The organism is Planococcus beijingensis (genome assembly GCF_016820615.1).
GTDB classification, from domain to species: Bacteria; Bacillota; Bacilli; order Bacillales_A; family Planococcaceae; genus Planococcus; species Planococcus notacanthi.
Genome location: NZ_JADHDZ010000001.1, coordinates 644271 through 664700, shown reverse-complemented (window position 1 = coordinate 664700; position 20430 = coordinate 644271). Strand labels below are relative to the sequence as shown.

Sequence of the window (20430 nt, the reverse complement as noted above, 5' to 3'; positions counted from 1 at the left end):
AGGGGGATTTACATGAGACTATTTGCTGACAGCGCATCTGATTTGCCGAAAGATTTTTTTGAAAATGAAAACGTCGTTTTATTTCCGCTTCGTGTCCATATCGGAAATCAGGATTATGAAGATGTAAGAGGCATTCAATCCATTAAAGTATTTGATGATATCCGTTCAGGCAATCATCCCAAAACATCACAAGTATCACCTGAAGAAATGCTGTCCGCTTTTGAGAAGTTAGCAAAAGATGGTGATGAAGGTTATTACATCGCCTTTTCGTCTGAACTATCAGGCACTTACAGTACAGCCGTAATGGTCTCAGATCAAGTACGCGAGGAATACCCGGAAATGAAGCTCACCATTCTTGATTCTAAAGCAGCATCCCTCGGCTACGGGCTTCTGGTGAAAGAAGCTGCAAAAATGCGGGATGACGGCCAACCGTTAAACAAAATTATAGAAAAAACCCGTTTTATGGCCGACCACCTGGAAAGCCTATTTACTGTCGAGGATTTGGATTATATGGCCAAAGGCGGACGCATCTCTAAAGGCAGCGCTTTTGTAGGCGGGTTATTGAACATCAAACCATTGCTCCACGTAGAAGACGGCAAATTGGTGCCGATTGAAAAATTGCGCGGACGCAAAAAAGTCATCAAGCGAATGATTGAATTGATGAAAGAACGCGGAAGCCAATTAGACCAGCAAACAATTGCCATCAGCCATGGAGATGATGAAGAATTCGCCAATACTTTAAAAGAAGAAATTGAAGAAAACTTCCATCCCCAAAAAGTCGAAATCCATATGATTGGTTCGGTTATTGCTGCACATACTGGCCCCGGCACATTGGCTTTATTCTTCTTCAACAAAATTGAATAAGGAAAGGGCTGACTATCTTATGAAAAAAATAGTCGTTGTCGGTGCAGTTGGCGGTGGAGCAACAGTAGCCGGCCAAATTCGTTTTTATGATCCGGATGCACACATCGTAGTATTCGACCGTGAGTCGACCATGTCCTACGCAGCCTGCGGCACTCCTTACGTCATTGGCGGTGTCATCGAAGATGAACGATCTATCATCATGACCGATCCGGAAAAATTCAAAAAGAAACGCGATGTCAATGTTAAGTTGCAGCATGAAGTGTTGAAAATCGATCGTGAAGGCAAGAAGGTCCACGTTCGAAACTTAGTAACCGGCGAGCAATTCCAAGAGTCGTATGACGCCTTAATCTTGTCTCCTGGCGGTTCTGCTGTGATGCCTGATGTAAAAGGTATGGAGTCTTCGAAAGTTTTCTCTTTGCGTAATTACGAGGACATGCAGCGCATAGACCAATTTATCAAGACGCAGCAGCCTAAAAATGCCATCGTCTCAGGAGGAGGTTTTATCGGCCTTGAAATGGCTGAAAACTTGAAGCATCTTGGGTTGAATGTCACACTCGTCCATAAGTCTCCAACCATCATGTCCATTTTAGACACGGACATCTCATTGCTCATCGAAAAAGAATTAGCGCTTCAAGGCGTGAAGCTTTTGACAGGAACTACGATTGAGAAAACTGAAGGCAAAACAGTGACATTAGGGAACGGAATTGACCTGCAGGCTGATTTCATTATCATGAGCATCGGCTTGAAGCCCAGTACTCAGCTTGCTGAAAAAGCAGAGTTGAATATCGGCGAAACCGGCGGCATCCAAACCAATGAGTTTATGCAAACAAACGACCCTTCGATTTATGCAATCGGAGATGCTTCAGAGAATTTCGACATGGTAACCGGAGATCCTAAAAGGGTGCCTCTTGCGTCCCCTGCCCATCGCCAGGCGTTTATTGTAGCCCAGCACCTGACAGGGAACAAACTCGCAAAAAAAGGGTTGCTCGGGACTTCTGTTTTGAAAGTTTTTTCACTGACTGCAGCTATGACCGGATTGAACGAACAGTCCATAAAGGATAAGAATCTCCAATCCGCTACAGTCACTCATACCGGCAACTCGAACGCCGGCTATTATCCGGACCACGCTCAAATCACGTTAAAGGTCCATTACAATCCGGAAACTCGTAAGATTTTAGGCGCGCAATGCATCGGCGGCAAAGGAGTCGACAAACGCATTGACGTGATTGTTACAGCCATCTATGCCGGTTTAACGGTTGATGATCTGCAGGCACTGGAACTTTGCTATGCGCCTCCCTATTCATCTCCGAAAGACCCGATCAATATGATTGGCTATAAAGCCATCACTAAATAAAAGCAGAATCAAAAACAGGACGGAAAAGCAAATCGCTTTTCCGTCCTGTTTTAGTTTTTGAAACTACTGTACCGTTTTTTCATTTTCTTTTTGTTTTGCAGCATCTGCTTTGCGCTGTTTGCCTTTGCGCCAGACGAACCAAAGGAACAGCATGAACACGACATACATGATAGCGAGTGTTGCAATATAGGCCGTATTGAGGCTGGTTTCCTCAGTAACGTGGAAAACTTCCGCAATTTCACGATCTTGTGTCACACGGTACTCGCCATTTTCTCCTTGGCGAATGATGTCACTTTCAAACAAACCACGAAGCTCCTTGCCTTCTCCAATTACGTCAGTCGACAAATTGAAGTTCTGAGTTGAAGAGGAATTGTTGATGGCGACAATCCAAGTCTCTTCATCATTTGAACGTTTGTATACCAGCCACCCATCCTCGTCATGGAGCACTTCCAAGTCTCCTGTCCGCAAAGCGGCAGAGGCATTGCGCAAGGACGTTAGGTCAGTAATATGGTCAACCAGTTCTTTATCTACTGCCATGTCCAAAATTTGATGCGATTCCGTTGCTTCAACGCCATTCATAGCAGCTTCAGAGCCGTATTGAATGACTGGAATTCCAGGCATCGTCAATAATTGAGTCAGCAATAAAGTCCAGCGTGTTGGCGGAAAGCCGTTCACATCGACAATATCGGCCGTAAAGCGCGACCCCAATAGGGAATCGACTTGAATCAGCTTGCCTTCGCTTTGTTCCATGATGGTGGAAATCCCGGTCATGTCCTGATCAAAATTCTTATACGCGGCGCGCAGGGTTTCTTCCACTCCCGGCAAAACCACTGCGTCAAACCCAGGAGTTTCTTCCATTTCACGATCGCTCAGCAGATAGCTGCTCCCCGCACCTTTCATAGCTTCAGAAAAATTGAGAATAAATGCAGGGTCCAATTGATCGGCATTCTGAAGACGATACCCATCAACTTCGTAGGTTTCCGTGAATTCCTCGAAAACTGAGATCAAGGCTTCTTGAACTTCTGAATTCGCTGTATCCAGTGCCAGGCTGCCATCTTCATTTTCTGTAAACCACTCTGGATTTTCAATTGCCCATACATGGTTTTCATTGACTTGTTGCGTTGGAATATCCACAATCACTTTCATTTCCTGGTCGTGGACTTCGGTAACCAACTCTTTAAATTCTTCATCGGTACCAAAATGGCGTTCAAATTCAGTATAATCCAATACGCTTTTTCCATCATATGTAGCTGTAGAGAATACAGGTCCTATTGAAAGAGCAGTAAAGCCCATTTCTTTAACAAACAGGATTTCACTGGCCATGCCATCGAAATCGCCTCCGTTAAAAGCAGCAGGGTCAACTGCATTCACTTCATAGTCGTTGTCGATCTTTTTGTTAAAATACCGGTCGACCAGTGTATCGTATATGAACTCGTCTTTAAGCTCCAGCTCGTCTTGAGCAGATACCGGACTAACCAAAGTCAGCAGCAGCACACTTGTTAAAATGCCTGAAATCCATTTTTTCTTCACTCTAAAATCCTCCTTCAATGAGGTCGTACTTATGTTCCACCCGGTTTATTTTATCAAACTCCAGCTACTGCCGCCATGTTAAGTTAAGGTTTCCTCAGTGACTTGTCCGAGTTTCGTCTAAACTGTGAAAATCGCTTTAGAAAAGCGGAAGCGCCCAACTAAAGGAATGTAAGCTATGAGCAGAAAAGCTGGACACTTGCAGCTGAACAAAAGAAAAAGGCAGGTGCTGGATGCACCCGCCTTACTTTCATTAAAAGAAATCCATACCGACCGGCAACATGAAGCCGACAAACATCGTTGCAAATAGGAATAATGCAAATAATGCCCAGAACATCGTAACCGGTTTTTGTTTCTTCGAACGGACCAATACCATCTCCATCATTCCGATTGTCAAAATGCCCAATAGGAACTTGATGCCGTATACCATCGGATCAGAAGAAGACCATTCGATGAATAAAGTAAGTCCAGTGATGATGATCAAGATATAAAACAATCTCAATACCATGTGTAAAATCTTGCGGCCTTTGCTGTCACGCTGCATGAATGCGGCAATCAGGAATAAAACGATTGCAATGACCCATGTCGTGATGTGTAAATGTGTAGTGTCTGTAAAAATACTCAAAAGCTCACCTCTTCCAATAATGTCCTCTTCAGTTTATCACAAAGCGGACGATGAAAAGAGCTCTGATCTTATGACAAATGTGTGACGAGGGTACCGATCGATTCAATCGACACTTTGATGGTGTCCCCCGCTTTTAGGAACTTCGGCGGATTAAAGCCTTTGCCGACTCCTGCGGGTGTACCCGTCAATAATACATCGCCCGGTTCCAATGCCACGTACTTCGAAATTTCAGCTACCAACTCATCCACGCGGCGGATCATTTTTTCCGTATTGCCGTTTTGGCGCACCTCATCATTTACTTTTGTTACAATCGATAAATTCTGCGCTTGCGGGATTTCATCCTTAGTGACAATATATGGCCCAAGCGGACAGGAGTCCGGCAAACTTTTCCCAAGAAAATACTGCTGGTGCTTATCCTGCAGATCCCGTGCGGTCAAGTCATTGGCGATTGTGTAGCCAAATACGTAGTCATAAGCCATTTGCTTCGGTATCTTATGTCCGGCTTTGCCGATAACGACAGCCAGTTCTCCTTCATAATCATAGGAATCGGTTAAATCACTATGCACAGAGACAGTTGCCCCATCCGCTGAGATGGTTGCAGGCGCTTTAGTGAAAACCACTAAATCCACAGGCGCTTCCGCTCCCATTTCTTTTGCATGATCGGCATAGTTTTTGCCGACGCAAAGGATATTTTTTGGTGTTTTCGAAATTGGCGGCAACCATTCAATTTCTGAAAAAGAGTGTTTGAATTCTTCAGAGCGGTCAGATTGGACTGCGGCTTCGGTCAGTTTTCGAATTGCTTCCACAAATTCCATGCCTTGCGGAATTCCTTCAGTCAGTGAGGCAGGAAACGCAGGCAGAACCTCCAATTGCTGTTGAATGGCAATCAGGTCCCAAACAGCTTCTTCCTTTTTAACTTTTGGTCCGAATCTTTCTTCCCCTGCATAGCGAAATGATAACAGCTTCATTCGTCAAACACTCCTTTTCTTTGATTGAATCCATTATACACATTCAGAGTTTTGAATTGTTAGTTTTTTCGAATTTATTTCCATATGTCCATTTTCTCCAGATAATTTCAAGTGGTCCTCGCTGGAATTTTTCGAACCAGAGCTCCGCAAAAATCACTTGCCCGACGAATATTCCAAGAGCGATCAAGGTTCCTGTCAGCAAGTCCACTTGTCCATAAAGACCGAATCCATAGGAATAGAAAATCAAGGTTGCCAGGACAGATTGCGTAATATAAGTTGTCAGCGACATGCGTCCGACTTTCGCCAACGGAGAAAGCAATTTTTGCATGAAGGCATTTTGTGCAAGCAAAGCGATCAAAGCGGCATAGCCGATAGCAACAAGTGGTCCGCCGAAGATGTCCTGCAGATAGACAAAAGCATAATTCGATTCGAAAAGGAAAGGTGCAGATTTCAGCAACAAGCCGACAACCAATGGCACAATAGCCAACACCAACCATAATTTGCGTTTTTCCTGTGTCCGCTCAATCAGCCGCCATTTTGCTGCAGCTGCTCCGACCATCAGAAATGGCAGAATCGTGGCGATCAGGACAATGTAGTTGACCAGGTTATTGCTGTAAGTCCAATCCGCCAGGCGCTGGCTGAAGATTTCTGCAAAACTGCCAGACTGATAGGATTGGAGGGAACTTTCAATTTCCATATATCCGACATACGTGTTCGGATCCACTGCCACTGCCAAAAACATGATGCCGAGCAGCAAAAGGTGCGGTACCGTATAGATGATCGCTGCAAAGGCCATCAGCCATGTGGATGGCAGACGGATCATACTGATCAGCAGAAGACCCATGATGGCATAGGTGATCAGTATATCGCCGTACCAAATCAAAAACGCATGAATGATGCCGATCAGCAGAAGAATCAATAACCGTTTGACTGCAAGTGGCATGAATGGCCGGTTCCGCGCTTCTGCACGCATGAATTGCATCGCAAGGCCGTAACCGAATAGCATCGCAAAAAGAGGATAAAAACTGGCTTGAATGAATATATCAATAACCATGTATATTCCTTCGTTCAAACTCCCATTAAACCATTTGTACGGATCAATGTACGACAAAGGTGAATGGAAGGCCAACATGTTGATGATTAAAATTCCCAAAAGCGCGAAGCCTCTCATCAAATCAATCGCTTTTACTCGTTCATTTATTGAAACGGGCTGTAAGTCCAAAATAATCCCCCTAAATATTCACTTCTTGGCTCGCTGCAAACAAATACAGCAACCGTTCTTTGACCGGGATGCGGAGAATCGCTTCTACCGCTTCCTGATAGACAGTCAGCTGGACGCCATATCGCTCAGCCATTTCCATTTTAACATCATTTAAATGTGCTAGCCTGTCTGTTTTGTAATCAAGCAAAACCCAGCCATCCTGTTCCTCGAAAAGGCAATCGACAATCCCTTGTATGATTTGGTGGTCTCCATCAGCATCCGCTTTGGCATACGTAAAAGGGACTTCACGTTTAACATGTTTCGCCGAACGGAGACGTTCAGCAGTGTCGCTGGCATAAAACCGTTCGATTTCTTCAACCTTCACGGCTTTTCCTTCATCGGGCGACAATATCTCCATGCCGACCAAATTGTCGATGAACTCCTTGATTTCCGCAGAATCCATTGTGCGGTCCAATGGAATGTGCTGCATGACTGCATGGACGGCAGTACCGATATCCGCGGCCGATAAGCGTTTGTCCATCATAAAATCCGGACGGTGCAAGAGCATCGTTCGTTCAGGTTTTGCGGTTTGGATAAAGGATTCAGGTTCATCCAGACGCTGAAGCATCTGCAGCCGTTTCATTTCAGTGACTGATTGTTTGGAACGCTTTTCAACCGCCCGTTGATGTGGATAACGAAAATCGAAACGTTCGTTTACAAGCTGCTGATAATCTTCATTTACGTCATCGCCTTTCAGCAATTCTTCTAAATTGATTTCTCCTGGAAGCAATGACTGGGACTCGATGATTTCGATGTGGAAGCGGGAAGAATGCGGCAGCACATTGCCATTGACACTCAATAGCTCTGCAGCATCGGGATGCCTGGCCACGGCCGGACCGATCCAGTCCAAATAGCCTTTGGCACGTGAACGCATGAAATCCGGCAGACGGACATCATTGCCGCCGACTTTCCATTTTTCAAAGAGCTTGTCGATTTCTTTGACAGAAGCCGTCAGAAACAGCCGTTCTTTTGCCCGTGTCATCGCTACGTATAACACCCGCATCTCTTCTGCTTTCATCTGCAGCTGCTTCATTTCCTTGACTGCCAGGAACGGCAAGGAAGTGTATTCGATTCTCGTGTCGGGATTGACCGCTTTGACGGCCAATCCATAATCCTGATCGAACAGATACGATTTTCTAAAATCCATTTCATTGAACGACCGTCCAGTACCGGCAAAAAAGACCACCGGAAACTCAAGTCCTTTTGATTTATGGACCGTCATGAGCCGAACAACATTTTCTTTTTCACTGAGTGATTTGGCGGTTCCCAGATCATCGCCCCGCTCGCGCATGCGATCAATGAAACGCAAGAAGCGGAATAACCCGCGGAAAGAAGTTTTTTCATATTCCAGTGCCCGGTCATGCAGCGCACGCAAGTTTGCCTGCCGCTGCTTGCCGTTGGTCATGGCCCCTGCCATTTCGTAATAATTCGTATCCAGGTAAACCTGCCAGATCAACTCCGCAAGCGAACCCCTGCGTGCCTGGTTGCGCCATCCTTCCAGTTGAAGAACAAAGCGCTGCAGCTTATCAGCCGCAGCCCGGTCGATTCCGGTCCCTGCGCGCATAAAGGTTTTTACTGCTTCATAAAACGAAGCGTTTGGCGCAGCCAAACGTATTTCCGCCAATTCATTTTCTTTCAACCCGATAAATGGTGCCCGCAAAACGGATGCCAACGGAATATCTTGATACGGATTGTCGATGACGCGCAATGTATTGAGCATGATCATCACTTCCAACGCATCAAAATAACCGCCGTTCAATTCGGCATACAAAGGAATGCCAGCCATTTTGAACTCGTCCACAAAATCTCCCGACCAAGTCATAGAGCGCATGAGGACGACAATGTCCCGATATTCCAATTTCCGCTGTTGCTGTGTCCACGGGTCATGGACAAGCATTTCCTGATCCATCATCTCTTTTATTTTCTTTGCAATGAAACGTGCTTCCCATTGGGATTTCACCAAGTCTTCATCCGCCGCTTCCTCTTCGGTTTCAGGTTCATGAATCAACGCCAATTCAATCGGAACCTGCTGCTCCGGATAAGGTGCTTTTGCTTTTAAAGCAGCTGCTTCATCGTAGTCAATTTCCCCTACACGTTGTCCCATAATCTGCGAGAAGATGTAATTGGTGCCGTCCAGTATCTCTTTGCGGCTCCTGAAATTCGCATTCAAGTCAATGCGCAGTCCCGTGCCTTCCGCATCATGGCTGAACCTGGAATACTTCCCTAAAAAAAGCATGGGTTCTGCCAGGCGGAACCGGTAAATCGATTGTTTGACGTCGCCTACCATGAAGAGGTTTCCATCCTGTTCGTTTCCGGACTTCACTAAGTTCAAAATGGTTTCCTGAAGCATATTGGTGTCTTGGTATTCATCGACAAGCACTTCTTTAAACCGATTCTGGTACTCTTTCGCGATTGCAGACGGTTTCCCCTCATCTGACAGGATTTCCAACGCATAATGTTCCAAGTCCGAGAAGTCGACCAATGCCCGGTCGATTTTCAATGCTTTATAGCGATCGGCGAAAAGCTGTGTCAATTCCACCAACGTAGCCATCATCGGTGCCATTTCACGCATCTCATCAAGTAGGCGCTTAGGCGTCCGTGTAAAATACGAATCAAATAGGCCGGCAACGATTTTCTTCACATCATTGCGCATGCCTTTCGCTTCTTCAGCAACTGCAGGGTCGCAGGAATCCTTTTTGATGCTTGCCGCTTTCTCAAATTTAAACGACTTTGAAAAGTTATATAGGCTGTCCCAGGATATCTCCAAAGCGGCAATTGCCGCTTTGATTACTTCTGCATCCGTTTTGAATGTTTCTTCCAACAAAGCGGGTCCATCCGGCTGCAATGCCAATTGCTGACCTTGTTTCGTCAACTGCAGCGCTTCCTCTAGTGCATGACGTATGGTCAGCTTTAAGTCACCGATAAAAGGCAGTTCATCGATAGTGGCAGTTTCCGGAACCGCATATAAAGCCGGAACCTGCTGAAGCCACTCTTCCGGATCAGGATGCACCCGGGAATAGTCGTAAAGCTTGCTCAACAGGACTTCCATCGCCTGGTCACTGCGATCCGAAGTAAAGCTGTCTGCCAACCGGTAAACCGCGTCAGCCCCTTCTCCTTCGTAGGATTCCTCCAGAACCGACTCAAGGACATCGTCCCGCAACAGGGCAGCTTCAGTATCTCCTGCAATCCGGAAGCCGGGATCAATTTCCAGCAGATAGGCATACTGTTTCACCACCTGCAGGCAAAAAGAATGCAGAGTCGAAATCTGCGCTTTATTGATCAGGCGCAATTGCTTTCTCAAATGGGCCGATTCCGGGTTTTCAGCCACCGCTTTTTCCAGGGCTTTGGACATGCGATGGCGCATTTCCGCAGCTGATGCGTTAGTGAAAGTTACGACAAGCAATTCATCCACTGATATCGGTTCTTCTTCAGCCAACACTTTTTCAATCATCCGATTGATCAGGACGGCTGTTTTACCCGATCCAGCTGCAGCTGAAACAAGCATATCCTGGCCCTTGGCCCATATCGCCTGCCATTGTTCATCGGTCCATGTGGCATCAGTCGGTTTCTTCGGTATCATCTTCAGCGGTCTCCTTTCTGATCAATTCTACTGCCTTGTCCGGAGACAATGCCGGCAGTTTCCGGTAAGTTTGCGCCGGGTCCGCCGGATCGAATTGGCAGACTGAACGGTAAGAACAGAATTGGCAAGGTGTATCTTCCTTCACTTTATATGGTGTAATGCTTGTATTTCCATCCAATATGCCATTGCCTGCGCTCTGGTGCTTGCCGCGGACATAACGGCGAATTGCCTGCATGTCTTCTTTCATTACGGTTTTCGATTGGGAAGCAGACACAGTGCCGCTCTTATTGAGCCTTACCGGTATGACATTCGAATAACCGTCAATCGCTTCATCCATTGCCTGGATCACTTCCGGATCTTCGACGACCAACCCATTCATCTTAAAGGACTTAGCCATCTCTTCTTCCAGCTCCTCCTCTGTCATCAGCTTCGTCAACTTCAACATGGGGTTGTGCATATGGAAATAAAGCACTCCGGCAGGTTCTGCCTCTTCCCCTAGCCAACGGTCTGAATGCGTCAATGCCACATCCAGATAGGTAAACGTCTGAAGGGACAAGCCATGATAGACATTTCCGAGGTCAAGTCCTTGCTTCGATGATTTGTAATCAACCACGCGCAAATAAGGTTTGCCATGGATTTCAGTCGAATCAATCCGATCGATACGGCCGCGCACATTCATTTTCCGGCCATTTTTCAACGGAATATCCAGCGGCGGAATCGTTTCTTTCGGACCGAACCCAACTTCCAGGGCAACCGGCACGAATCCTGAAACTTTGGCATGCTTGCTGAGCATGAACGCTGTCTGGCGGATAATTCCTTCCAATTTATATTGGATATACCGATAGCGGTGGGAACTGATCAGGATGTGGTTGACGAAATAAGGCGAAAGCTGTTCAATCGCTTCTTTTGCCAAGTCCTGGCATTGTTTCCGAGTCAGTGATGACCAAGATACGCCGAGCCTCATGACTTCATCAGATATCCACTTGATCGCTGCATGGAAAAGGTCCCCCATCGCCGGCGCTGCCAATTTGTATTGGCTGCGCTCTTCCAGACGCAGGCCGTAAGCAACATAATGCGCAAACGGACAGCTATAATAGGTTTCCACACGTGAAACACTGGAAGAAATCGGCGTGCCGTACAACGGTTCAGCAATATCTTGCCGCAGCGGATCTGCAATATTCGGTTTGATCGGTGCTAAAATGCGTTTGATGACCGAAGACCAAAACGGATCGTCTTCGTAATAGTTCAAAACAGCGCGCCATTCGGCAGTTAAGTCACCGCTGCGGATCTGCGAAGTCAAATAAGCCAGGCTTGCACGCGGATGCGAAATATAAGCCATTGGGGACACGTCCAACAGTTCTTCCGGATCGATGACCGCAGGCACCGTGTCGATCGACAGCATATCCTTCAGTTTCTGGATATAAAGCGATGGCAACAGCGCTTTTCCTTCTTCATCTGCAATCGGATAGGAAACTGTCAATACATCCGAAGCTGACGTGAATGCCCGGTAGACCATATACGTTTCATCCATCAGACGCATTTTCGAAGTAGGTGCCAGCTCGAAACCGATCTGGGCAAACCATTCACGGTCCGTATCTGTCAAAATCCCTTCCTGTTCGATGCGTTTCGGCAATACGCCGTCATTGGCTCCGATGACGAATACCGACTTGATATCCATCAGGCGCGCCAAATCGATTTTGGACACTGTCACTTGATCCAAAGATGGCGGGATGCGGGAAAACTCCAGCGTTTCAAATCCTTCATCCAGAATTTTGACAGCTGTCGCCAAATCGATTTCTTTGTCTCCGAACATCAGCACAAACTGATCAAGAACCCCCACCCATTGATTCCAGGCCTGTTCATGTTCTGTCGCAGCCAATAAGCGATGCTCATTTTCTTCGCGTTCTTTCAAGTCCTGGATTTTCGCATAAACGTCCATCTTTTCTATGAAAAGAAATAATGCTTCCGCCATGTCTCTGCCCGTTTTGCCTTCTTTCAGCTGCTCTTTTAATTGTGCCAACGGATCCCGAATCAAGTCACGGACTGCATGCAGTTCCATTTGAGCTGCCAATTCTTCGTCTGTTTGGATGGACGTATGAAATTCCAGTCCTCTGTATTTTTTAAAGAACCAACGCTTTTCTTCAAACCAGCGATCCCCGTAAATGCCGTTGGCAATAACGAAGTTCTCCAGCAAATCGCTTCGCTCCCGCCATTTCGTTGCAGGACCACGCGGAAAGAATAAATCCGTTTTGACCGCACGGAAAACCGACTCATAGGAGTAATTGGAGACAGCCGATTCAAGGACCGAGCGGCTGAACTCAATCAAGGGATGATGCAGCATCGACTTTTTCTGGCTGATGAAATAGGGAATATCATATTGCGGAAAAATCGTATTGATCAATTCATCATAGATTTCCGGCTGGCGGTACAGAATGGCGATTTCGTTATAGCGCATCCCTTTTCTGGCTTGGTCTCTGATATTCCGTGCCACGGCATGAATTTCTGCTCTTCTGTTTGAGGACTCCACCAAAGACACATGGCCTTGCCCTTGCATTGTCTGAATCGGGTAATCATCAAAATGGCGTTCGATATGCTCCAGTTCCGGATGCGTAAATCTGCGCGGAGCATCCAAATGCACCGGCTGGTCAATTTCGATGCCGTCTTTTGCAGCTTGTTCACTGAGCCGGCGTGCCGTGTTGGCAGACTGATAGAAAAGGGCCTGCTCGTCGTTGGGATCTGTGCGGTCATCCATCGGCAAGGCAATCGTCACCGATTTGGCATGCCTCATCAATTCAAACAGAATTTCATATTCTCTTGCAGTGAATGTGACAAATCCATCGATATAGACGGTCGCTGATTTGATCAGCTCGGAATAAGGAATTTTTTCGCTCAGCAAAGCCAGATGCCCTTCAGAATCCACAAAGACTTTGCCCAGCCGGCTTTCGATTTCAGTTAAAATCAACTCCAAATCTTCCGCCTTGTCAAGCAAGGTTCTGGGCGCCCCTGCTTCTGTTAGGGATGAACGAATGGAACTCAATTCTCCGCAATCCACACAGTAGCGGGCGAATTCTTTCACCAACTGCTCGATTTGATCCGTAAAGCCCCGTTTTCCGGCCGCTCTCCGGAACAATTGAAACTCGTCACGATGTTCTTCCAACAAGCTTCGGATCAGCATGCGGTATCCAAAGGTATCCACTTCTTTTCTGCTGATGCCGCCAACTTCCTGCAGCACGCGCCAGGCCAACCGTTTAAAAGTGACAGCCTGGGCACGGATCATGCCATTCATGCCATAGGCGGCAGAAAGGCGATACTCGGTAGAAAACGACATCTGGTCAGGCACGATGAGAAAAATCGGTTCTCCATCGGCTTGGCGCTGCAGTTCTTCCACAATTTCTTCCTGTAGATAACGAGTTTTCCCCGCTCCTGCTCGGCCGTATACAATGCGTAAAGACACATGATCACTCCTCAATTAAGAACGTTTGTTCTAATTATACGACTAACTGAATTTGATTGCCAATTATAGAAAAGCTTTTATGGTTGGCGCTTTTTACGTTCTTCGCTTGCCAAACGGAAATCCGCTTCGACTTTTTTGTGCAGCCTTTTCTCAAGAATTTTTCCGATGATGTAAAGGAGGACGATCACCAAGATGACAATGGCCGTTCGAATGGGTTGTGTAAACAAAGCCCGCAGGTCATAACCGACATATGAAATCGTAAAGACCATGACGAACTTGCCTGCCATGACCGTCAATAAATAATAATGCTTGCGGATATTGGACAAACCCGCTACGAGATTGACCAATGCTGAAGGTGTAAAAGGCAGGCACAACAGCAGGAACAGCGGGCCGAACCCATTTCGCTCCACCCAGTGGATCAATTTCTGCACTTTTTCATGCCTTGTCATAAAATTCATAAACCGGGCACGGCCATACTTGCGGATTACTAAAAATACTGCATATGCTCCTACTACAGAGCCGCTCCAGGACAGCAAAAAGCCGACCCACAGTCCATAAGCCGTAGCATTCGCAAAGACGAAAACGAACAATGGCAAAAAGGGCAGAAAGGCTTCAAAGAACGGCAATAAAAAACCAATGATTGGACCGAAAGCCCGGTAGGATTGTGTCAATTCAACAATATTCTCCATGGAAAAAAAATCCGACATAAGCTCAGTCCTTTAAACTACCTATTTTTTAGAAATGGTCTGCAAAATTTTAAAGATTATATGATATGCTATTATAATTACTTTACACTCTTTCAAGAGGTTTGGAAAAGGAAATACTTAACCACAAGGAGCGAGAAAAATGAATGGTCGTGAGTTCTTGTCCGGGCTGAAGGCTGGAACGAGCATAGCCGTCGGTTATTTTCCGATAGCATTAACCTTTGGTTTATTGGCAAAAACCACTGGACTATCACTGATTGAAGCTGTAGCGATGAGCATTTTCGTTTATGCAGGTGCTGCACAATACATATCCCTGTCACTCATCACTGCGGGAGTAGCACCAGCAGTCATCGTCTTAAATACGTTCATCGTCAACATACGCCACTTTCTTATGACGGCTGCACTCAATGAAAAGATGCAGCCGGATGACCGCTGGAAAAAAGCGCTTTATGCTTTTGGAATTACAGACGAATCCTTTTCAGTACTGGCTACACAAAAAGGCAATAAATTAAGCACGGCTTTTGCTGTAGGTGTCATTGTCATCGCTTACGGAAGCTGGGTCATTTTCACAGCAATCGGCCATTTGATCGGAGCCAACCTGCCTCAATTTCTCCAAGCTTCCATGTCGATTGCACTGTACGCCATGTTTGTCGGCCTTTTAGTGCCTTCAATGCGCGGCAATCGAAAAGTGGTCAGCCTTGCCCTTATTGCCGGGGCAGTCAATTCCTTATTTTATTTTACAGAATGGCTGTCTACCGGTTGGGCTATCATGGTCTCGACTTTGGCGTCCGCCATTTTCATTGAATGGATCTCCCGGAAAGGAGTGGCACACTAATGGGCTCATGGTACTGGTGGATGATACTTGGCATGGCAGTGGTGACCTATATCCCACGCGCCATTCCACTTACTTTTTTGGAAGGCAAGGAACTGCCTCAAACCCTTCAGAATGTCTTGCGCAATATCCCTTATGCTGTTTTAGGTGCTTTGATTTTCCCGGCGATCTTTTTTATTCAGGAAAATATTTGGTATGGCGTAATCGGCGCTATCGCCGCATTCGGCATCGCTTTCACCGGAGCTAACGTCATGATTGTGGTCCTCGGTTCGATTGCCGTACTGGCAGTTTTAAGTTTAATCATTTAAATCTATATAACAAAAAAGCCGTTACTCATTTTCATGAGCTTCGGCTTTTTTTCTGCGGTTGAACATATTTGTGGAATACCAGAATCCTGCGGTTAAAGAAGCCGCATTGGCAATGAACAACAGCCATGTATGGGTATAACCCGCATAAACAGCTGCCGCCATAAGCGCCACAGTCAAAATCAATGCAACAATGTGGTTGAACGTGACTCTCGTAAACAAAATGACGAGCAGCCCAGGCACCAGCAGAGACAAGAAAAATTTCGTTACCATTGATTCCATTAGATTAGCTCCTTAATTGACCACTAATAACCCCAGGCGATGATGGTCGTGCCGGAAAATAACATGCTGGCGCAAACGGACTTCCAGGTTATGGTCCAGCACTTCCAGACGGCAATGCGCCGCGTTGACTTGAATTGCTTCATAAAGCTCTGATTCATTCGCAATAGCGATGCCGTTTACTTTGCGGATCACTTCGCCGCGCAGCAAGCCCATTTTGTCAGCGGGAGAATCCGGCAAAACATCGACGATCATGACGCCTTGGGATTGGGGAGTTACAGCGTAATTGCCGCTGCGTTCTTTCATTGCAAAACGGACAGCAATGGCGATGCGGCCGATTACTCCAGCTGCCAATGCGACAACTGCCAGCGGCTGCCACAACAAGGCAGCTAATCCGACCACTACAATGCCGATCCCCAAAGTGGACACCGCTTTAGCGACCTGCGGATATAGATACACCGGCAAGGTGCGCTGCGACCGCCCTTGGAATCCAAAGATGAACGGGAACAAAATCAGCGAAAAGCTGGATTCCCCGATCGGCAATTGAGGCCAATAAGGTGCATACGATTCAATCAACGAACCTGGCACCACCAATAAGATCGGCAGCAGCCACAAACGTTTAGAAATGTAAGCAGCAGCCTTGAGGCCACGCCCAGATTTGTGCAAACGTGGAGAAGCAGCGTCCGCTGCCGCTTTGCCGATCATTTTGCCTTCTGCAAATACTAATGCACCTGCAATCAAGACAACCGGGATGAGCCATTCGTAGGAAAAAGCCACTCCTTCAAATTTGAAAAATCCGAAATTCAAAGTCCACTCATTCGCGCTGAACAACCAACTTAAACCTACAGCTGCTGCAGCCAAATAAATGAATGAGCCTGCCTGATAAAAAGTCGTAGCCATCAACACAATGGAGACGATGCTCAAGGCGATCAGCCAATCCATCGGTACAACCAGCCCTATTCCTGCAAACAGTACAGAAAAGACTAAAGCGTACAGCCAACCATCTTTAATGAGCCGTTTAAATTCTGTCAGGCCATATACGATACGGATCCTGAAAATTTTTCTTTCTTTTTTAACTCTGTAATATCCCAATAACACTGCAGCAAGCAATGCTATGTAAAAAACCGGATTCACAAAAAATCTGCCAATAGCTACTATTAAATCCATTATCACTGTTCTTACACCATCCTATCACCGGCAATTGACTTTAGTTATTATTGTACCAAAGAAAACCGGCTTTCTGCACTTCTTTTTCAGTTAAACAAAAGCCGCACCCAATTGTTCCAATATATCGTCGGTGCCTTCAATTCCAGCAGACAGCCGAATCACTTGGCGTGTCACGCCAATTTTCTCTTTTTCTTCTGCAGACAACGCCCGGTGCGATGTTCCGTAAGGATATGACACTGTCGTTTCTACGCCTGCCAAAGTCGGCACGATTTTTATCCAGCCGAGTGAAGAAAAGAATTTCGACACATCGACAGTTTCAGGCAATTCGAAGGATACGATGGCGCCCACTCCTGGATGCCAGACACGTGCCTTGTCTTCCAGAAAAGCTGCAATTGCTATGGCATTTTCGGTTTGCGTCTTCATTCGCAACGCCAGCGTTTTGATTCCCCGGATTGTCAACCAGGCTTCAAAAGGGCTTAAGTTCAAACCTAAATTCACCACACGTTTTTCAGCGATGCCAATCAGATCGGCATCCCCTACCAAAACGCCCGCTGTGACATCACTGTGGCCTCCGAGATACTTTGTCGCACTGTGAGCGACCAAATCAGCACCAAGGGCATAAGGCGTCATTGTATAAGGCGTAGCGAAGGTGTTGTCAATCATTAGCCGGACACCATAATGCCGTTTCAGTTGGTTTAGCGCTTCGATATCTTCCAGGCGCAAAAATGGATTGGTGATCGATTCACTGAAAATCAGCTTGACTTCAGGAAAATCGATTAAAATCTGTTCGATTTCGCTGACGTTCGAAAAATCGGCAAAATGAACCTGAATTCCCATCAACACCAGTTCTTCTTTCAATAGATGAAAAGTTCCCCCGTATACATCCTGAGCTGCCAGGATATGGTCTCCAGTTTTCACCACCGACAAGATCCCCGCCAGTATAGCCGAAGTCCCAGAAGATGCCGAAACGCCTTTTGGAGCCCCTTCCAGATCCGCTACAGTCTGGCCGAGTGCATCGGTATTCGGATTGGCTGTACGCGAGTACAGATAGGTGCCATTGCCTTCATAATAACCTTCAAGCTCTTCCAAAGAGGAAAACGAAAAAGCGGAAGTCTGGTATAGCGGCATAACTTTTGATTGGATGGTACGTTCTTTCATTGTTGCAGTGTGTACGGATTTCGTTTCAAGTGAGGTCATTAGTCCATCTCCTATTCCAATTCTTCAATCAATTGCTCCATCATCGTTTCATCCATCGGGCCCACAACTTTATTTTGAATACGTCCTTCTGTATCGATGGCATACGAAGTCGGAATTGATACCGCCTGATATAAAGCTCCCACATCCCCGTTTTCATCCATCGGAATCGGGAACTCCAATCCAAATTCTTCAACGAAATCTTCGATCTTCCCGAGTCCCTTGTCTTCAGTCGTTAAATTGACTGCCAGAATCACGACATTTTCGTCTTTTGCCTGTTCATCATAATAGGTTTGCATATGCGGCATTTCGGCTCTGCAAGGGGGACACCAGGTAGCCCAGAAATTCAGCAGCACTTTCTTTCCCTGATAATCCGAAAGTTTGACTTCCTCGCCATCCAATGTAGTCAGCAGAAAATCCGGTGCTTTTTCTCCTTTGGCGAGGCCTTCATCTGTCGGCAAAAAATCCACATCGCTGCCGAGTGCCATGCCATCCAATGCATCAGAATCCGCCATGTTATTCTTCACAGCCCCTATTACAACAATGGCTATCATAACAGCCAACACTAATAAGCCAATTATCTTTTTAGGCATCTGTTATTCACTCCATTCAACTTTCATCCCGCTTTAACAAGCAGGTGATCCCACTGGCCGTAAAAGTCCGATTGGATCAACTAACAATCAATGGGGGATGAAGAAACCCACATAAATTGAAGTTTCTCTTTATCATACGATAAATCAGGTGACTTGTTCCACTATGTTTATTGCGAAATGTGACAGAATCGCAGAATAGAAAAACAGCCGGCATCACGATGCCGGCTGTTTGTACTTATAAAGAAATATAGCTTGCTGGATTCACTGCGTTTGTCCGTCCGCCATTCCAAGGTCCAACATGGATTTCGAAATGCAGGTGATCACCGAATGAACGTCCAGTGTTCCCCATTCCGCCAACTTTTTGTCCCTGTGAAACTTGCTGTCCGACTGACACGCTAATCGAATTCAAGTGTGCATAAACAGTCGCATGCGTTTGTCCGTTGATCGAGTGAGTAATGATAACTACATTGCCGTAGCCGCCCATCGATCCTGCATAAGAAACGAATCCGTTCGCTGCAGCTACAATTGTAGTGCCTTTGCTGTTGGCAATATCTACGCCCTGGTGGAATTCCGGACCAGAACCGATATCACGCCAGCCGAATTTAGAAGTGAAGCGTCCAGCTGCTGGACGAATAAATCCTGAGCTTGCGCTTACTGACACTGCTGGTTCAGGAGCACTGTAAGCTGGAGCCGGCGTTGAAGCCGGTGCACTTGCTGCTGCCGGTGCTTTGGCTGCTTGAGATTTGTTGGCTGCTTTTTCTGCTGCCGCTCTTTCAGCTGCTGCACGTTCTGCTGCAGCGCGTTCTGCCGCCGCTTTTTCTGCTGCTGCTTTTTCTGCTGCTGCACGTTCTGCCGCTAGCTTACGTTGGCGTTCTTCTTCAGCTTTTCTCGCCAATTCTGCCAGACGCGCTTGTTCATTAACGATTTTTGTTTCAAGATCAGCACTTATATCAATTGCTTCATCGCGTTGTTGCACGAGTGAAGTTTTCTCTTTTGCCAAGCGTTCCTGCTCAGCTTTCAAATCTTTCACGAGGCCTGCTTGCTGCGCTTTTTGGCCTTCCAATGATTCCTTTAAATTAACAAGTTCTGCACGGCGTTCTTCCTGCTCTGCAAGTTTTGTTTCAACTAAAGCCTTTTGTTCGCCCAATAGCTTTTTATCTTCCGCCTGTTCTGTCATGATTTCGCGATCTGCATCAATCAATGTATTGACTGCTGAAAAACGGTCAATAAAATCAACAAAACTATTGGCACCCAGTAATACATCTATGTAATCCACAGAGCCGCCGCTCAATTGGATAGCACGTGCACGTTCCTGAAGAAGCTCTGTACGTTCAGCAATTTTTCGTTCCAGTTCTTCAATTGATTTCTGCAGCTCTTCAATCTCAACGATTGTTTGATCAATTTCGCCTTGAACTCCATTAATTTTTGACTGGGTTTCTTGCATTTGGTTCTCCAACTCCTGGATTTTAGCCATGATGCTCTCCAGTGTAGATTGGTTTTGATTCATTTCGTTGGATTTTTCACTGATTCCAGAATTTAATTCATTTTGTTTTTGTTCTACTTTTTGTTGTTCTTGCTGTAATTCACTCAATGTATCTGCATTTGCTGTTGGAATCAACAAGGTAAGTGCTAATACCGATGAAACACCAGTCAACATCCATTTCGACTTCGAATTCAAGTTCGTGATCCCCTTTCGGCTTTACGCTCTTTTTCTATCTATTTC

General features: G+C 46.2%; 16 protein-coding genes. 4 read left to right on the top strand and 12 right to left on the bottom strand.

Annotation, left to right across the window (positions count from 1 at the left end):
* The first annotated feature begins 12 nt into the window (after nt 1-12).
* Together IRE19_RS03060 and IRE19_RS03055 are read left to right on the top strand one after the other, a co-directional pair.
* Nucleotides 13-864, top strand: coding sequence for a DegV family protein (locus tag IRE19_RS03060; protein WP_203339303.1), 852 nt, complete (start codon nt 13-15; stop codon nt 862-864).
* A 19-nt stretch (nt 865-883) separates the two neighbouring features.
* Nucleotides 884-2218 carry a CoA-disulfide reductase gene (locus IRE19_RS03055; RefSeq protein ID WP_203339302.1) on the top strand — a complete coding sequence of 445 codons (1335 nt, stop codon included), beginning with the start codon at nt 884-886 and terminating at the stop codon, nt 2216-2218.
* Between the two features lie 63 nt (nt 2219-2281).
* Here the strand turns inward: IRE19_RS03055 and IRE19_RS03050 are convergent, their stop codons facing one another.
* The 7 genes from IRE19_RS03050 to IRE19_RS03020 all read right to left on the bottom strand — a co-directional run bounded on the left by IRE19_RS03050 (nt 2282) and on the right by IRE19_RS03020 (nt 14322).
* Nucleotides 2282-3748, bottom strand: a complete 1467-nt coding sequence (locus IRE19_RS03050) for an alpha-amylase family glycosyl hydrolase (protein ID WP_203339301.1) — start codon at nt 3746-3748, stop codon at nt 2282-2284.
* Nucleotides 3749-3998: 250 nt separating this feature from the next.
* Nucleotides 3999-4370, bottom strand: a complete 372-nt coding sequence (locus tag IRE19_RS03045; RefSeq protein ID WP_203339300.1) for a YisL family protein — start codon at nt 4368-4370, stop codon at nt 3999-4001.
* A gap of 68 nt (nt 4371-4438) precedes the next feature.
* Nucleotides 4439-5338: a fumarylacetoacetate hydrolase family protein gene (locus IRE19_RS03040; protein WP_203339299.1), complete on the bottom strand. Its 900-nt coding sequence runs from the start codon at nt 5336-5338 to the stop codon at nt 4439-4441.
* 43 nt (nt 5339-5381) lie between these two features.
* Complete coding sequence (locus tag IRE19_RS03035; RefSeq protein WP_203339298.1) at nt 5382-6560, bottom strand: DUF418 domain-containing protein; 1179 nt, start codon at nt 6558-6560, stop codon at nt 5382-5384.
* Nucleotides 6561-6570: 10 nt separating this feature from the next.
* Entirely contained in the window at nt 6571-10179 is a 3609-nt protein-coding gene (gene addA / locus IRE19_RS03030; RefSeq protein WP_203339297.1) for a helicase-exonuclease AddAB subunit AddA, read from the bottom strand.
* Nucleotides 10157-13633, bottom strand: a complete 3477-nt coding sequence (addB, locus tag IRE19_RS03025) for a helicase-exonuclease AddAB subunit AddB (RefSeq protein WP_203339296.1) — start codon at nt 13631-13633, stop codon at nt 10157-10159. Before addB ends, addA begins: the two co-directional genes overlap by 23 nt.
* 77 nt (nt 13634-13710) lie before the next feature.
* Nucleotides 13711-14322, bottom strand: a complete 612-nt coding sequence (locus IRE19_RS03020; protein WP_238943040.1) for a TVP38/TMEM64 family protein — start codon at nt 14320-14322, stop codon at nt 13711-13713.
* 157 nt (nt 14323-14479) lie between these two features.
* On the opposite strand from IRE19_RS03020, the gene IRE19_RS03015 reads away from it, so the two are divergent.
* A complete protein-coding gene (locus IRE19_RS03015) occupies nt 14480-15172 on the top strand; it encodes an AzlC family ABC transporter permease (RefSeq protein WP_203339295.1) in 693 nt (230 codons plus the stop codon).
* Nucleotides 15172-15477: an AzlD domain-containing protein gene (locus tag IRE19_RS03010; protein WP_203339294.1), complete on the top strand. Its 306-nt coding sequence runs from the start codon at nt 15172-15174 to the stop codon at nt 15475-15477. Before IRE19_RS03015 ends, IRE19_RS03010 begins: the two co-directional genes overlap by 1 nt.
* A 21-nt stretch (nt 15478-15498) precedes the next feature.
* On the opposite strand, the gene IRE19_RS03005 is transcribed toward IRE19_RS03010, so the two are convergent.
* From IRE19_RS03005 to IRE19_RS02985, 5 genes are all read right to left on the bottom strand, one after another.
* A complete protein-coding gene (locus tag IRE19_RS03005) occupies nt 15499-15756 on the bottom strand; it encodes a CsbA family protein (protein ID WP_203339293.1) in 258 nt (85 codons plus the stop codon).
* 12 nt (nt 15757-15768) lie between these two features.
* Nucleotides 15769-16920, bottom strand: coding sequence for a PDZ domain-containing protein (locus tag IRE19_RS03000; protein ID WP_203339292.1), 1152 nt, complete (start codon nt 16918-16920; stop codon nt 15769-15771).
* Nucleotides 16921-17010: 90 nt separating this feature from the next.
* Entirely contained in the window at nt 17011-18117 is a 1107-nt protein-coding gene (locus IRE19_RS02995; protein ID WP_191713844.1) for a trans-sulfuration enzyme family protein, read from the bottom strand.
* 11 nt (nt 18118-18128) lie between these two features.
* On the bottom strand, nt 18129-18707 hold the full coding sequence (locus tag IRE19_RS02990) for a peroxiredoxin family protein (RefSeq protein WP_191713843.1): 579 nt from the start codon (nt 18705-18707) through the stop codon (nt 18129-18131).
* Between the two features lie 235 nt (nt 18708-18942).
* Nucleotides 18943-20385: a murein hydrolase activator EnvC family protein gene (locus IRE19_RS02985; RefSeq protein ID WP_203339291.1), complete on the bottom strand. Its 1443-nt coding sequence runs from the start codon at nt 20383-20385 to the stop codon at nt 18943-18945.
* Nucleotides 20386-20430 lie beyond the last annotated feature (45 nt).